At 71.0% G+C, this 13,738-nt stretch carries 14 protein-coding genes; 7 read left to right on the top strand and 7 right to left on the bottom strand.

Annotation, left to right across the window (positions count from 1 at the left end; genetic code table 11):
- Positions 1-13: 13 nt before the first annotated feature.
- From ACFC0G_RS31350 to ACFC0G_RS31330, 5 genes are read right to left on the bottom strand one after another with little or no spacing between them, the layout of a single operon-like run.
- Positions 14-808: an ABC transporter permease gene (locus ACFC0G_RS31350; protein ID WP_024755644.1), complete on the bottom strand. Its 795-nt coding sequence runs from the start codon at positions 806-808 to the stop codon at positions 14-16.
- Positions 808-1,743, bottom strand: a complete 936-nt coding sequence (locus ACFC0G_RS31345) for an ABC transporter permease (RefSeq protein WP_376409645.1) — start codon at positions 1,741-1,743, stop codon at positions 808-810. The genes ACFC0G_RS31350 and ACFC0G_RS31345 overlap by 1 nt, the downstream gene beginning before the upstream one ends.
- The gene (locus tag ACFC0G_RS31340) at positions 1,740-2,918 is read right to left on the bottom strand and encodes an ABC transporter ATP-binding protein (protein WP_376409642.1); all 1,179 of its coding nucleotides are present in this window, start codon (positions 2,916-2,918) and stop codon (positions 1,740-1,742) included. Before ACFC0G_RS31340 ends, ACFC0G_RS31345 begins: the two co-directional genes overlap by 4 nt.
- Before the next feature lie 44 nt (positions 2,919-2,962).
- Positions 2,963-4,210, bottom strand: a complete 1,248-nt coding sequence (locus ACFC0G_RS31335) for a PotD/PotF family extracellular solute-binding protein (protein ID WP_376409639.1) — start codon at positions 4,208-4,210, stop codon at positions 2,963-2,965.
- A gap of 49 nt (positions 4,211-4,259) precedes the next feature.
- Entirely contained in the window at positions 4,260-5,789 is a 1,530-nt protein-coding gene (locus ACFC0G_RS31330) for a gamma-aminobutyraldehyde dehydrogenase (RefSeq protein WP_376409636.1), read from the bottom strand.
- Positions 5,790-5,964: 175 nt separating this feature from the next.
- Between ACFC0G_RS31330 and ACFC0G_RS31325 the strand changes: the two genes are divergently transcribed.
- Complete coding sequence (locus ACFC0G_RS31325) at positions 5,965-6,513, top strand: NADAR family protein (protein WP_376409632.1); 549 nt, start codon at positions 5,965-5,967, stop codon at positions 6,511-6,513.
- 58 nt (positions 6,514-6,571) lie between these two features.
- Here ACFC0G_RS31325 and ACFC0G_RS31320 read toward each other — a convergent pair whose 3' ends face one another.
- Positions 6,572-7,249, bottom strand: coding sequence for a DUF4190 domain-containing protein (locus tag ACFC0G_RS31320; protein ID WP_376409629.1), 678 nt, complete (start codon positions 7,247-7,249; stop codon positions 6,572-6,574).
- A gap of 75 nt (positions 7,250-7,324) precedes the next feature.
- Between ACFC0G_RS31320 and ACFC0G_RS31315 the strand changes: the two genes are divergently transcribed.
- From ACFC0G_RS31315 to ACFC0G_RS31290, 6 genes are all read left to right on the top strand, one after another.
- The gene (locus tag ACFC0G_RS31315; protein ID WP_376409626.1) at positions 7,325-8,356 is read left to right on the top strand and encodes an adenosine deaminase; all 1,032 of its coding nucleotides are present in this window, start codon (positions 7,325-7,327) and stop codon (positions 8,354-8,356) included.
- A gap of 19 nt (positions 8,357-8,375) precedes the next feature.
- Entirely contained in the window at positions 8,376-9,065 is a 690-nt protein-coding gene (locus ACFC0G_RS31310; protein WP_376409623.1) for a glycerophosphodiester phosphodiesterase, read from the top strand.
- On the top strand, positions 9,062-9,841 hold the full coding sequence (locus tag ACFC0G_RS31305) for an SAM-dependent methyltransferase (RefSeq protein ID WP_376409621.1): 780 nt from the start codon (positions 9,062-9,064) through the stop codon (positions 9,839-9,841). The genes ACFC0G_RS31310 and ACFC0G_RS31305 overlap by 4 nt, the downstream gene beginning before the upstream one ends.
- On the top strand, positions 9,841-11,022 hold the full coding sequence (locus tag ACFC0G_RS31300; protein ID WP_376409619.1) for a sensor histidine kinase: 1,182 nt from the start codon (positions 9,841-9,843) through the stop codon (positions 11,020-11,022). Before ACFC0G_RS31305 ends, ACFC0G_RS31300 begins: the two co-directional genes overlap by 1 nt.
- The gene (locus ACFC0G_RS31295) at positions 11,019-11,735 is read left to right on the top strand and encodes a response regulator (protein ID WP_376409616.1); all 717 of its coding nucleotides are present in this window, start codon (positions 11,019-11,021) and stop codon (positions 11,733-11,735) included. The genes ACFC0G_RS31300 and ACFC0G_RS31295 overlap by 4 nt, the downstream gene beginning before the upstream one ends.
- Before the next feature lie 96 nt (positions 11,736-11,831).
- Positions 11,832-13,022, top strand: a complete 1,191-nt coding sequence (locus ACFC0G_RS31290) for a serine hydrolase domain-containing protein (protein WP_376409613.1) — start codon at positions 11,832-11,834, stop codon at positions 13,020-13,022.
- On the opposite strand, the gene ACFC0G_RS31285 is transcribed toward ACFC0G_RS31290, so the two are convergent.
- The gene (locus ACFC0G_RS31285) at positions 13,023-13,673 is read right to left on the bottom strand and encodes a nitroreductase family protein (protein WP_376409610.1); all 651 of its coding nucleotides are present in this window, start codon (positions 13,671-13,673) and stop codon (positions 13,023-13,025) included.
- Positions 13,674-13,738 lie beyond the last annotated feature (65 nt).

Genomic DNA, 13,738 nt, shown 5'->3' with positions numbered 1-13,738 from the left:
AGCTGCCTATTGCTCAGGCTGTTGCTGTTTTCTTGCGCCGGTTCGTAATGATTTGCCCGGCCACCACCATCAGTACCGCGAGGACGAACATCGCGGTGCCGATGACGTTGATCTGAACGGGGGTTCCGCGCTGCGCCGAGCCCCAGACGAACATGGGGAAGGTGACGGTGGAGCCCGCGTTGAAGTTGGTGATGATGAAGTCGTCGAACGAGAGCGCGAAGGCGAGCAGCGCGCCGGCGGCGATGCCGGGCGCGGCGATCGGCAGGGTCACGCGCAGGAAGGTCTGCACGGGGCCCGCGTAGAGGTCGCGCGCGGCCTCCTCCAAACGCGGGTCCATGGACATGACCCGGGCCTTGACCGCCGTGACGACGAACGACAGACAGAACATGATGTGGGCGATCAGGACCGTCCAGAAGCCCAGCTCGATCCCCATGTTGAGGAAGAGCGTGAGCAGCGAGGCGGCCATGACGACCTCGGGCATCGCCATCGGCAGGAAGATGAGCGAGTTGATCGCGCCGCGCGCCCGGAAGCGGTAGCGGACGAGCGCGAAGGCGATCATCGTGCCGAGGATCAGGGCACCGACGGTGGCCCAGGCGGCGAGCTGGAGTGAGAGGGAGAGCGACTCGCACATGTCGGCGACGCCGCAGGGGTCCTTCCAGGCGTCCAGGGAGAAGCGCTGCCAGGAGTAGTTGAAGCGCCCGTTCGGCTTGTTGAACGAGAACACCATCACGACGATGTTCGGCAGGATCATGTACGCGAGCGTGAGCAGGCCCGCGATGACGACGAGGTTCCGGCGGATCCAACGCATCAGACCAAGTCCTCCGTTCCGGCCTTGCGGATGTAGACGGTGACCATGACCAGCACGATCGCCATGAGGATGAAGGAGAGCGCGGCGGCCGTCGGGTAGTCGAGGACCCGCAGGAACTGCGACTGGATGACGTTGCCGACCATCTTGGTGTCGGTCGAGCCGAGCAGTTCGGCGTTGACGTAGTCGCCGCTGGCCGGGATGAAGGTGAGCAGGGTGCCGGAGACGACGCCGGGCATCGACAGCGGGAAGGTCACCTTGCGGAAGGTCGTCGCCGGGGAGGCGTACAGGTCCTGCGCGGCCTCGTGCAGCCGGCCGTCGATCCGCTCCAGGGAGGTGTAGAGGGGCAGGATCATGAACGGCAGGAAGTTGTACGTGAGACCGCAGACCACGGCCATCGGCGTGGCGAGCACGCGCTCGCCCTCGGTCCAGCCGAGCCAGCTGGTCACGTCGAGGACGTGCAGCGCGTTCAGCACGTCGACGACGACGCTGTCGTCGGCCAGGATCGTCTTCCACGCGAGCGTCCGGATGAGGAAGCTGGTGAAGAACGGGGCGATGACGAGGACCAGGAGCAGGTTGCGCCAGCGGCCGGCCTTGAAGGCGATCAGGTACGCCAGCGGGTAGCCGAGCAGCAGGCACAGCAGGGTCGCGGTCCCGGCGTACAGCAGGGAGCGGACGAACTGCGGCCAGTACTCGGTGAAGGCGTCCCAGTAGGTCTGGAAGTGCCAGGTGACCTGGAAGCCCTGCTCCAGGGAGCCGGTCTGGATCGAGGTCGACGCCTGGTAGACCAGCGGCAGCGCGAAGAAGACGAGCAGCCAGATGATGCCGGGCAGCAGCAGCCAGTACGGGACGAGCCGCTTGCGGGTGGAGGGCTTGCGCAGCACCGGTTCGGCGACCGGCTGCGGTGCCTCCTCCTTCGTGAGGGTCGATGTGCTCATCCGGCGTCCTCCACCGTCTCCACGCCCGCGTCGATGTCCTGCGCCGCGTCGAGCCCGAAGGTGTGCGCCGGGTTCCAGTGCAGGACGACCTCGGCGCCGGGAAGGAGTCCCGTACGCCTGTCGACGTTCTGCTCGTACACCTGGAGCTCCGCGCCCGCCGGGCTGTTCACCACGTACTGGGTGGAGACGCCGATGAAGGAGGAGTCGACGATCCGGCCGGTGACCCGGTTGCGGCCGTCGGCGATCGAACCGGCGTCGTCCGCGTGCGCGAGCGAGATCTTCTCGGGGCGGACGCCGACGAGCACCTTGCCGCCCTGGCGGACGGCGGAGGTACAGCGGTCGCCGGGTATCCGGAGCTTGCCGCCGCCGGCCGTGGCGAGCACGTCGCCGCCGGCGGAGCCGGTCTCCAGGACCTCGGCCTCGATGAGGTTCGAGGTGCCGAGGAAGTTGGCGACGAAGGTGGTCTGCGGGTTCTCGTACAGGTCGGCGGGGGCGCCGAGCTGCTCGACACGGCCGCCGTTCATCACCGCGACCTGGTCGGCCATGGTCATGGCCTCCTCCTGGTCGTGCGTGACGTGCACGAAGGTGATGCCGACCTCGGTCTGGATCCGCTTGAGCTCCAGCTGCATCTGGCGGCGCAGCTTGAGGTCGAGCGCGCCGAGCGGCTCGTCGAGGAGCAGGACCTGCGGGTGGTTGATGAGCGCACGGGCCACGGCGACGCGCTGCTGCTGGCCGCCGGAGAGCTGGTGCGGCTTGTGGTGGGCCTTGTCGCCGAGCTGGACGAGCTCCAGCATGTCGTCGACCTGCTTCTTCACCGACTTGACGCCGCGCCGGCGCAGACCGAAGGCGATGTTCTCGGTGATGTCCATGTGCGGGAAGAGCGCGTAGGACTGGAAGACGGTGTTGACGGGCCGCTTGTAGGGCGGGAGGTCCGTGACGTCCTTGTCGCCGAGGAAGATGGTGCCGGTGCTCGGGTCCTCCAGGCCGGCGATCATGCGCAGCGTGGTGGTCTTTCCGCAGCCGGAGGCGCCGAGCAGGGCGAAGAAGGAGCCCTGCGGGACGGTCAGGTCGAGCGGGTGGACGGCGGTGAAGGAGCCGTACGCCTTGCTGATCCCGGTGAGACGGACGTCGCCGCCGCCAGTGTTCTTTCCGGTATGAGCAGTCTTGTCAGTCATGGGTTGCTGTCCCAGGGGAGTGAGGGAGGTGGACGACGTCGGGCTCAGGCGCCGATGAGCTTGGCGAACTTCTCCTCGTACGCCGTCTCCTCCGCGCTGGTGAGCGAGCGGAAGGCGCGCGACTTCTTGGCCATGGCCTTGTCCGGGAGGATCAGCGTGTTGTTCGCGAGCTCGGGGTCGATCTTGGAGAGCTCGTCCTTCACCCCGTCGACGGGGCAGACGTAGTTGATGTACGCGGCGAGCTGCGCGGCGACGGGAAGCTCGTAGTAGTAGTCGATGAGCTTCTCGGCGTTGGTCTTGTGCTTGGACTGGGCGGGAACCAGCAGGTTGTCGCTGGAGGTGATGTATCCGGCGGACGGGACGGCGAACTTGATGTCCGGGTTGTCCGCCTGGAGCTGGATGACGTCACCGGCCCAGGCGAGGCAGGCCGCCAGGTCGCCCTTGTCCAGGTCGGAGGTGTAGTCGTTGCCGGTGAAGCGGCGTATCTGCTTCTTGTCGACGGCCTTCTGGAGCCGGCCTATCGCCTGGTCGTACTCGGCGTCGGTGAAGTCGCCCGGGTCCTTGCCCATGTCGAGCAGGGTCATGCCGACGGTGTCGCGCATCTCGGTGAGGAAGCCGACGCGGCCCTTGAGCGCGGGGTCGTCCAGGAGCTGGGTGACCGAGTCGACCTTCTTGCCGCCGGTCGCCTTGGAGTTGTACGCGATGACGGTGGAGATGCCCGTCCACGGGTACGAGTAGGAGCGGCCCGGGTCCCAGTCGGGGCGCCGGAACTGCGCGGAGAGGTTCGCGTAGGCGTTGGGCAGGTTCGCGGGGTCGAGCTTCTGCACCCAGCCGAGCCGGATCATCCGGGCGGCGAGCCAGTCGGTGACGCAGATCAGGTCGCGGCCGGTGTCCTGGCCGGCCGCGAGCTGCGGCTTGATCTTGCCGAAGAACTCGACGTTGTCGTTGATGTCCTCGGTGTACTTGACCTTGATCCCGGTGCGTTTCGCGAACGCCTCCAGCGTCGGACGGGACTTCTCGTCCTCGCTGATGTCCATGTACTCGGTCCAGTTGGAGAAGGCGACGCTCTTCTCCTTGGCCGAGACGTCCGTGGAGGCGGGGCCCTGTCCCTCCCGCTTGGCCGGCGGGATGCCACAGGCGCTCAGGCCGGCGAGACCGCCGACCGTGAGCGCGCCCACGCCGCCCGCGCGGAGCATCGAACGACGGCTGAGGGCACCCCGGCCGCTCGTCATGCTGCGCCGTACCGCCGCGAGCTGCGCGGCGGACAGGCTTTCGGGCTCGTACTGCTCCATGCGCTGTGCCCTTTCGGGATGGGTTCGCCGCTGGTCAGGCGGCAACGGGCTATCGGTCCCCGAAGATCGTGCGGTGCCAGTCCTTCGCGGCCACCGCGGTGTTGTCGAACATCACGTGCTTGACCTGCGTGTACTCCTCGAAGGAGTACATCGACATGTCCTTTCCGTATCCCGATGCCTTGGTGCCGCCGTGCGGCATCTCGCTGATGATCGGGATGTGGTCGTTGACCCAGACGCAGCCGGCCCGCAGCTCTCGCGTGGCGCGGTTCGCCCGGAAGACGTCCCGGCTCCAGGCGGAGGCGGCGAGGCCGTAGGGGGTGTCGTTGGCGAGCCGGATGCCCTCGTCGTCGCTGTCGAAGGGCAGGGCCACCAGGACCGGTCCGAAGATCTCCGACTGCACGACCTCGCTGTCCTGCGCGGCACCGGTGATCAGGGTCGGACGATAGTACGCGCCGTCCTTCAGGCTGTCTTCATTTTCTCCGGCCCCCGGGATCTCGCCGCCCGTCACGACGGTGGCGTAGCCGCGGGCGCGCTCGACGAAGCCGGCGACGCTGTCGCGGTGGGCGTGGCTGACCAGCGGGCCGAGGTCGGTGCCGGGCTCGAAGGGGTCGCCGACGCGGACCGTCTCCATCAGCTCGGCGACGCGGGCGACGAAGGCGTCGAAGAGCGGGCGCTGGACGTACGCGCGGGTGGCGGCGGTGCAGTCCTGGCCGGAGTTGATGAGGGAGGCGGCGACGGCGCCGTTGGCGGCGGCCTCCAGGTCGGCGTCGTCGAAGACGACGAAGGGGGCCTTGCCGCCGAGCTCCAGGTGGAGGCGCTTGACGGTGGAGGTGGCGACCTCGGCGACGCGCTTGCCGACCGGGGTGGAGCCGGTGAAGGAGGTCATGACGACGTCGGGGTGGCCGACGAGGTGCTCGCCGACGACCCGCCCGGAGCCGCTGACGATGTTGATGACACCGTCGGGGATACCGGCCTCGGTCGCCGCCTGCGCGAACATCAGCGAGGTCAGCGGGGTGATCTCGGCGGGCTTCAGGACGATCGTGTTGCCGGCGGCGATCGCCGGGAGGATCTTCCAGGCCGCCATCTGGAGCGGGTAGTTCCAGGGGGCGATGGAGCCGATGACGCCGATCGCCTCGCGCCGGATGTACGAGGTGTGGTCGCCGCTGTACTCGGCGGCGGCCTGGCCCTGGAGGTGCCGGGCGGCTCCCGCGAAGAAGGCGGTGTTGTCGATCGTGCCCGGTACGTCGAACTCGGTGGTGAGCCGGAGCGGCTTGCCCGCCTGGAGCGACTCGACCCGCGCGATGTCCTCGGCCCGGTCGGCGAGGACGCCGGCGAAGCGGTGGAGGGCGTCGGAGCGCTCGCCCGGCGTGGCGCCCGACCAGCCGGGGAAGGCGGCCTTGGCGGCGGCCACGGCCTCGTCCACGTCCGCGGTGGAGGCGAGCCGGTAGGTGTAGATGCCCTCGCCGGTCGCGGGGTTGATGATCGTGTGTTCCCGATCGGAGGTCCCGGCCCGGAGCCGTCCGCCGATGTACTGTGCGCCGTCCGCGAAGCGGTCCGTCACCTGGAAGCGGTTGCCCATGACGCTCTCCGTTGTCCCAGCTCGAATTGAGTGCCGATCCTGACATGAGGATGCCACCCCAACAAGTGATTCCGTTGTTGCCTTTTGGTTACGCAACGGAATCGGTCGACCATGTGTCGAGGTGGCCGGAAAATCTCCGTACGGAGTGTCCGTGGCGGATGCCAGACTCGCGTGCATGAAGAAGATCGACGAGCTGACACAGCAGGTCAACGCCGGTGAGCACGTCAAATGGCTGCATTTCTGGGGCCACCGCCCGCACCCCGACGGACGGCTCTCGGCCAGCTGCCTGAGCCAGTGGTGGCCGGCACGCTTCGTGGTCGACGGGGTGCCGTACGCGACCGCCGAGCACTGGATGATGGCGGCCAAGGCCCGCCTCTTCGGAGACGCCGAGGCCGAGCGGGCCGCGCTGTCCGCCCGTACCCCCGCGGAGGCGAAGAAGGCCGGCCGGCTGGTGCGGGACTTCGACGACACGGTGTGGGAGCGGGAGCGCCTCGGCATCGTCGTCGAGGGCAGCGTCCACAAGTTCGCCTCGGACGAGGCCCTGCGCGCGTACCTCCTCGGCACGGGCACCCGTGTCCTCGTGGAGGCCAGTCCCATGGACCGCATCTGGGGCATCGGCCTCGCGGCCGACGACCCCCGCGCCCACGACCCGGCCCGCTGGCGCGGCCTGAACCTCCTGGGCTTCGCCCTGATGGAGGCACGGGAGCGGCTGCGCGGCGGGTGAGCACGGCACAGGGCCCCGCACCTCGTGAGGTGCGGGGCCCTGTCACATACGGGTCCGGCTAGCGGGTGCTCTGGACGGTCAGGCTGCCGTACGGGTCGCCGCCGTCCTCGTAGGACGTCGAGTCCTGGGCGATCGCCCAGATCATGAATCCCAGGAAGACGGCGCTGACGACGATGCCGATCGAGCCGAGGATGACGCCGGCGAGCGCCATGCCCCGGTTGGTCGCCTCGCCCCGGCCGGCCTTCTTCATGCCGATGATGCCGAAGATCAGCGCCAGGATGCCGAGGATCACGCCCAGGCCGTACAGACAGAATCCGGCCACGGCGACGATGCCGAGCACCATCGCCGTGGTGCCCATGCCGTTGGACGGCGGCTGCTGCCAGCCGGGCGGCTGGGCGCCGTACCCGGCGCCGTAGGAGGGGTACGCGTACCCCGAAGCCGTCGGCGCGCCGGGCGGCGTGCTCGCGGCGGGCGGGTAGCCGTAGGCGCCGGCGGGCGGTGTGGCCGCCGGGTAGCCGTAGCCGGGCGTGGCCGCCGGGCCGCCGGGGGCGACCGGGGGCGGCGGTACCTCGCCACCGGGGCCGGTCGCGGCCGGCATGGACGTGACGGTCAGCTGGTCGTGCACCGGCGGCGTCGCCGGCGTCGGCTTGCTCAGTTCCACCCCGTCACGGTTCGGCGGAGCCCACGGGTCCGCCGGGTCGTACCCGCCCTGCGGCTGGTCTCGGTTGTCAGACATGGGCCTCCCCCATCGTGGTCACGCCATGCTACGACCTCACCCCTGAGGGGGAACCGCCCGGCCTACGATGACCTGATGACCGACCTCCATCCCTTCATCGCGGGCCTGCCCAAGGCCGAGCTGCACGTCCACCACGTCGGCTCCGCCTCGCCCCGCATCGTCGCCGAGCTCGCGGCCCGGCACCCGGACTCCAAGGTCCCCACGGACCCCGAGGCCCTGACCGACTACTTCACGTTCACGGACTTCGCGCACTTCATCGACGTCTACCTGTCGGTCGTCGACCTGGTCCGCACCCCCGAGGACGTCCGGCTGCTGACCTTCGAGGTCGCCCGGGACATGGCCCGGCAGAACATCCGGTACGCCGAGCTGACCATCACGCCCTACTCCTCCACCCGCCGCGGCATCGACGAGCGCGCCTTCATGGCGGCGATCGAGGACGCCCGCAAGGCGGCCGAGGCCGAGTTCGGCACGATCCTGCGCTGGTGCTTCGACATCCCCGGCGAGGCCGGCCTCGCCTCCGCCGAGGAGACCGCGAGGCTCGCCACGACCGACGGGATCCGCCCCGAGGGCCTGGTCTCCTTCGGTCTCGGCGGCCCCGAGATCGGGGTCCCGCGCCCGCAGTTCAAGCCGTACTTCGACCTGGCGCGCGCCGCCGGTCTGCGCTCCGTCCCGCACGCGGGCGAGACGACCGGCCCGCAGACGGTCTGGGACGCGATCAACGACCTGGGCGCCGAGCGCATCGGCCACGGCACCAGCTCGGTCCAGGACCCGGCGCTCCTCGCCCATCTGGCCGAGCACCGCATCGCCCTGGAGGTCTGCCCGACCTCCAACATCGCCACGCGGGCCGTCGCCACGCTCGACGAGCACCCGATCCGGCAGATGGTGGACGCCGGGGTCCTCGTCACGATCAACAGCGACGACCCGCCGATGTTCGGCACGGACCTCAACAACGAGTACGCCGTCGCCGCCCGGCTCCTCGGCCTCGACGAGCGCGGGATCGCCGCCCTCGCGAAGAACGCGGTGGAGGCCTCGTTCCTCGACACGGCCGGCAAGGCGCGGATCGCCGCCGAGATCGACACGTACACGGACGGCTGGCTGGCCCGCTGACGACGGTGAGAATGGGGCCATGCGCCCTGTCACTGTCGTAGGTCATCGCGGCGACCCGTACCGCGTCCGTGAGAACACCCTCCCCTCGATCGCCTCGGCGATCGAGCGGGGGGCGGACGCGGTCGAGGTCGACGTCCGGCTCACCGAGGACGGCGTGCCCGTCCTCCTCCACGACGACACCCTCAAGCGGCTGTGGGGCCACGACCAGCCGCTGTCCCGGCTCTCGTACGAGCTGCTGCGCGAGTTGACGCACGACGGCGTACCGACCCTGCGCCAGGCGCTGATCACGGCGGGGGCGCACCGGCTGATGCTGGACCTTCCCGGCGGGAACGAGGACTCGGTCCGCAGGATCGTCGGCACGGTCCGCGAGTGCGGCGCCGGGGAGCGCGTGTACTACTGCGCGGGGTCCGTGGCCATGCTCCAGGTGCGGGCCGCCGACCCGTCCGCCGAGATCGCCCTGACCTGGACCTCGCTCGCCCCGCCCCGGCGGGTCCTGCTCGACGCGGTGCGGCCGAAGTGGCTCAACTACCGCTTCGGTCTCGTGAGTCGGGAGCTGACCGAGCGGGTGCACCGGGACGGTCTGCTCGTGTCGGCCTGGACGGCGGACACCGCCCGCACCATGCGTAAGCTGATCTTCAACGGGGTCGACTCGATCACCACGAACCGGGTCGACGCACTCGCCGCCGTCCTGCGAAAGGCTCGCGCATGAACGACCGGATCCGCACCGACATCGCCCACAACGCCCGGGTGTGGAACTACTGGCTGGGCGGCAAGGACAACTACCCGGTGGACCGCGCGGTCGGCGACCAGGTCACCTCCTTCTACCCCAGCATCGGCGAAGTCGCCCGCGCCGACCGGGCGTTCCTCGGCCGGGCGGTGACGCACCTGACCGCCGACGCGGGCGTGCGCCAGTTCCTCGACATCGGTACGGGCCTGCCGACCGCCGACAACACCCACGAGGTGGCGCAGCGGGTCGCCGCCGACTCCCGGATCGTCTACGTCGACAACGACCCGATCGTCCTCACCCACGCCCGGGCGCTCCTGACGAGCGCGCCGGAGGGGGTCACCGAGTACGTGGACGCGGACGCGCAGGACCCGGAGAAGATCCTGGCGGCCGCCGCCGCGACGCTCGACCTGTCCCGGCCGGTCGCGGTGCTGATGCTCGGCATCCTCAACTTCGTCCTGGACACCGGCGAGGCCCGGAAGATCGTGCGGACCCTGATGGACGCCGTCCCCTCCGGCAGTTACCTGGTGCTGACCCACCCGACGCTGGAGCCGGAGCTCGGCGGCGAGGGCAACAAGGCCGCGATGGCGTTCTGGAACGAGAACGCGACCCCGCCGATCACCGCCCGCAGCCGGGCCGAGTTCACCTCCTTCCTCGACGGGCTCGACCTGCTGGAGCCGGGCATCGTGTCCTGCGCGCGCTGGCGCTCCGAAGGGACGGCCGAGGTCGCACAGTTCGGCGCGGTGGGCCGCAAGCCGTAATGGCCGGGCGGGGGGAGATACCGGGGGCGGTACGCGGCGGGTGGGAGCGGGCGCGGCGCTGGGGCGCGGCGAACCCGTGGGCGGTGGACATCGGGATCGCGCTCCTCGTGCAGGCGGCGATGACGATGCCGTTCGTGGTGCCGCGCGGGCCCGAGCTGGAGCCGGCGACCTGGCCGGCGTACGGGCTGACGTCGCTCACGGTGCTGCCGCTGGTCTGGCGGCGGCGCGCGCCGCTCGCCGTCCTGCTCGCGATCCTCGCGGCGAGCGCGCTGTACAAGGTGGCCCTGGAGGGGCCGGGGCAGCCGCTGCCGTACACGGGGCTCGTCAGCGTCTACACGATCGCCGTGCTCTCCCCGCCGTGGAAGCGGCTGGCGACGGCGGCCCTGCTCGTGGTCGCGGTACCGGCCTCGGTGTGGCTCAACACCCAGTCGATGCGGGAACTGACCTTCTCCCTCTTCGTGTTCGGCGCTGCGTACGTCTTCGGCCGGCTCCAGGACGCGCGGCAGCGGGAGCACCGGATCGAGGCCGAGCGGGCCGCCGCCCGCGAACGGGCCCGGATCGCGCGGGAGATGCACGACATCCTGTCGCACGCGGTGAGCCTGATGGTCGTGCAGGCGGAGGCGGGACCCGTGGCGGTGCGGGCGGCCCCGGAGCGCGCGGAGGCCGCCTTCGAGGCGATCTCGTCGACCGGCCGCGACGCGATGGTCCAACTGCGGCAGATGCTCGGGGTGTTGCGCGAGGGCTCCGAGAGCGGGGCCGCCCCGCGCGAGCCGCAGCCCGGCCTCGCGGGCATCCCCGAGCTGGTGGAGCGGGTCCGGGTCGGCGGCCTGACCGTGACGTACGCGACGGAGGGCGGGGTCCGTTCCCTGCCCTCGGCGACCGGCGCGAGCGCCTACCGGATCGTCCAGGAGGCCCTGACGAACGTGGTCAAGCACGCTCGGGCCCGTACGGCCGAGGTCCGGCTGGCCCATGCGGAGGGCGTGTTGCGGGTGACGGTGACCGACGACGGGCGCGGCCCGCAGGCGGGCTCCGGCGGCCACGGCCTCGTCGGCATCCGGGAGCGGGCGGCCGCGCACGGCGGCACGGCGGCGATGGGCCCGGGCCCCGGCGGCCGGGGCTTCGAGGTGCGGGTCCTGCTCCCCGTACCCTCCACGACGGAGACGACGGGGGCGAGGGCATGACGATCCGGGTGGTGGTCGCCGACGACCAGGAGCTGGTCCGCAGCGGGTTCGCGATGATCCTGGACGCGCAGCCGGACATCGAGGTGGTCGCGGAGGCCGGGGACGGGACGGAGGCCGTCGAGGCGGTGCGCCGGCTGGCGCCCGACGTGGCGCTGCTCGACATCCGCATGCCCCGGACGGACGGCATCGAGGCCTGCCGGACGATCAGCGCGGAGTCGGACTGCCGGACGGTGATCCTGACGACCTTCGACACCGACGCGTACGTGTACGAGGCGCTGCACGCGGGGGCGAGCGGCTTCCTCCTCAAGGACGTGCGCAGGGACGACCTCGTGCACGCGGTCCGGGTGGTGGCGGCGGGCGACTCGCTCCTCGCGCCGTCCGTGGCACGGCGCCTCGTGGAGCAGTACACCGCGGGCGGGCCGCGCCGGACGGCCCCCGGCCCTGACCCGCGGCTCGACGTCCTGACCGGCCGGGAGCGGGAGACGCTGCTGCTGCTCGCGCGCGGCCTGTCGAACGCGGAGATCGCGGCGGAGCTGGTGGTGAGCGACCACACGGTGAAGACCCATGTGGGGAACGTGCTGGCCAAGCTGGGGCTGCGCGACCGGATCCAGGCGGTGATCTGCGCGTACGAGACGGGCCTGGTCGCGGCGGGTTCTCCCCCGGCCGGGGGAGGCCCGGGCCCCGGCTCCTCCCCCGCGTCGGCGAGGAACTGACCCCTTCAAGACCGCCGGTGCGGGCGATCCGCGGATCCTCCCAGGTCAGCAGGATGGAGCCATCGAGAACAACGGCTCACACCACGGGAGTTGACCATGAAGAAGTCCACCCGCACCCTGCTCGCCGCCGCCCTGGTCCTGGGGGTGGCGACGGGGCCGGCGATCGTCCCGGCCACGGCCGCGACCGCGACCGCGCAGGCCGCCGCGCAGGCGACCTCCTCTCAGGAGACTCCCTCCCTGGAGGCGGCGATGTCGGCCGCGATCGCCGGTCTCCCCCGCGCGGACGCGACGGCCGCGCTGGTCCGGGTCGGCGGCACCGAGGGTTCCTGGCAGGGGAGTTCGGGCGTCCACGACCTGGAGAGCGGCGCCCCGGCGGACCCGGCCGCCCGCTTCCGGGCCGGCTCGGTGACGAAGGTCTTCACGGCGGCGACCGTCCTCCAGCTCGCCGCCGAGGGCCGGATCGACCTGGACCGGTCGGCCCGCTCGTACCTCCCGGAGCTGATCCCCGGCCGGTACGCCACGGTGACCGTCCGACAGCTCCTCAACCACACCCACGGCATCCCGGCCCCCGACTTCCCGGGCACGACCGTGGAGGAGTGGTACGCGAACCGGTTCACCGTCCACACCCCGGAGGGGATGGTCCGCTCGGCGACGGCGAAGCCGCGCGAGTTCCGGCCGGGCACGAAGCAGCACTACCTCAACATCGGCTACACGATCGCCGGTCTGATCGTGGAGCGGGTCACGGGCGACACGTACGAGCGGCAGGTGGAGCGTCGGATCCTGCGCCCGCTCGGCCTCCACGGCACGTCCTTCCCGGGTACGGACCCCGAGATCACCGGTCCGTACAACCACGGCTACCAGACGATGCGGCTCGACGACGGCACGACCGGGCTGCGGGACGTCTCCGTCTGGGGGTCGACGGACGGCTGGGCGGCCGGCGACATCGTCTCGACCACCGCCGACCTGGAGCGGTTCACCCGGGAGCTGTTCGCGGGCCGGGTGGTGCGCGGACCGCTCCTGGAGGAGATGTTCACGCTGCCGAAGGTCCCGGACATGAAGACGGGCGGCCCGGCCGCGTACGCCTCCGGTCTGTCGATGAAGCGGCTCGGCGGGCGCGAGGTGTGGGGCAAGACGGGCGGCCGCTGGGGCTACAACGCGGCCGTCGCCTCGACCCGCGACGGCGCGCGCACCCTCGTCTACAGCGTCAACTCCACCGACGCCAAGGGCCAGGACATGAACCGGACGGCGCTGACGCTCATGGTGTCGGCGTACGGCCTCCCGGACTGATCACCACGCGTCCCAGTGGAGGACCTGCTCGCGCGGGATCCGCCGGGCGGGCCGGAAGTCGGTGCCGATCGTGTACGCGACGGGGATGAAGGCGGCCTGCATCACGTGCTCGTACGGGATGCCGAGGAAGCGCGCGAACTCCCGCTCCATCGGCAGGTTCCCCGTCGTCCACACCGTGCCGAGCCCGCGCTCGCGGGCGGCGAGCATGAAGCTCCAGGCGGCGGGCAGGATCGACCCCCAGGTACCGGCCTGATGGGTGACGGAGGCGTCTTCGGTCCGTCCCTCGACACAGGGGATGACATAGGCCGGGACCTCGTGCAGGTGCCGGTGGAGATGCCCGACGCCGGAGTAGACCCGGTTCATCACGCCGGGCGCGACCTCGGCCCGGCGCACGTCCCGGTCGGGCAGCGGCTGGTGGGCGCCGGGCGCGGCGAGGGAGGCCCGCCACAGGTCGGCGAGGACGGCGCGGCGGGCCGGGTCGGTGACGATCACGAAGTGCCAGCGCTGCCGGTTGCGGCCGGTGGGCGCCTGGACTGCGAGGTCCACGCACTCCTCCAGGAGCGCGCGGGGTACGGGCCGGGTGAGATCGAGGCGGTGGCGGACGGCGCGGGTGGTGGAGAGCAGGGTGTCGGAAGCGAGACCGAGGTTCATGCGTTGAGCCTCGTACGGGCCGGGCGGGGCGGGAAGTCCGGGCTTCCACTGAGTGAAAGGCACGG

This window comes from Streptomyces sp. NPDC056169 (assembly GCF_042268445.1).
In the GTDB taxonomy this organism is placed as follows: Bacteria; Actinomycetota; Actinomycetes; order Streptomycetales; family Streptomycetaceae; genus Streptomyces.
The sequence above is the reverse complement of the archived record's forward strand: the minus strand, read 5'-3'. Positions and strand labels throughout refer to the sequence as shown.

Excerpts from the sequence above, each read along its gene's own strand:
- ACFC0G_RS31350 (WP_024755644.1), bottom strand. The coding sequence starts at position 808 with ATGCGTTGGATCCGCCGGAACCTCGTCGTCATCGCGGGCCTGCTCACG.
- ACFC0G_RS31345 (WP_376409645.1), bottom strand. The coding sequence starts at position 1,743 with ATGAGCACATCGACCCTCACGAAGGAGGAGGCACCGCAGCCGGTCGCC.
- ACFC0G_RS31340 (WP_376409642.1), bottom strand. The coding sequence starts at position 2,918 with ATGACTGACAAGACTGCTCATACCGGAAAGAACACTGGCGGCGGCGAC.
- ACFC0G_RS31335 (WP_376409639.1), bottom strand. The coding sequence starts at position 4,210 with ATGGAGCAGTACGAGCCCGAAAGCCTGTCCGCCGCGCAGCTCGCGGCG.
- ACFC0G_RS31330 (WP_376409636.1), bottom strand. The coding sequence starts at position 5,789 with ATGGGCAACCGCTTCCAGGTGACGGACCGCTTCGCGGACGGCGCACAG.
- ACFC0G_RS31325 (WP_376409632.1), top strand. The coding sequence starts at position 5,965 with ATGAAGAAGATCGACGAGCTGACACAGCAGGTCAACGCCGGTGAGCAC.
- ACFC0G_RS31320 (WP_376409629.1), bottom strand. The coding sequence starts at position 7,249 with ATGTCTGACAACCGAGACCAGCCGCAGGGCGGGTACGACCCGGCGGAC.
- ACFC0G_RS31315 (WP_376409626.1), top strand. The coding sequence starts at position 7,325 with ATGACCGACCTCCATCCCTTCATCGCGGGCCTGCCCAAGGCCGAGCTG.
- ACFC0G_RS31310 (WP_376409623.1), top strand. The coding sequence starts at position 8,376 with ATGCGCCCTGTCACTGTCGTAGGTCATCGCGGCGACCCGTACCGCGTC.
- ACFC0G_RS31305 (WP_376409621.1), top strand. The coding sequence starts at position 9,062 with ATGAACGACCGGATCCGCACCGACATCGCCCACAACGCCCGGGTGTGG.
- ACFC0G_RS31300 (WP_376409619.1), top strand. The coding sequence starts at position 9,841 with ATGGCCGGGCGGGGGGAGATACCGGGGGCGGTACGCGGCGGGTGGGAG.
- ACFC0G_RS31295 (WP_376409616.1), top strand. The coding sequence starts at position 11,019 with ATGACGATCCGGGTGGTGGTCGCCGACGACCAGGAGCTGGTCCGCAGC.
- ACFC0G_RS31290 (WP_376409613.1), top strand. The coding sequence starts at position 11,832 with ATGAAGAAGTCCACCCGCACCCTGCTCGCCGCCGCCCTGGTCCTGGGG.
- ACFC0G_RS31285 (WP_376409610.1), bottom strand. The coding sequence starts at position 13,673 with ATGAACCTCGGTCTCGCTTCCGACACCCTGCTCTCCACCACCCGCGCC.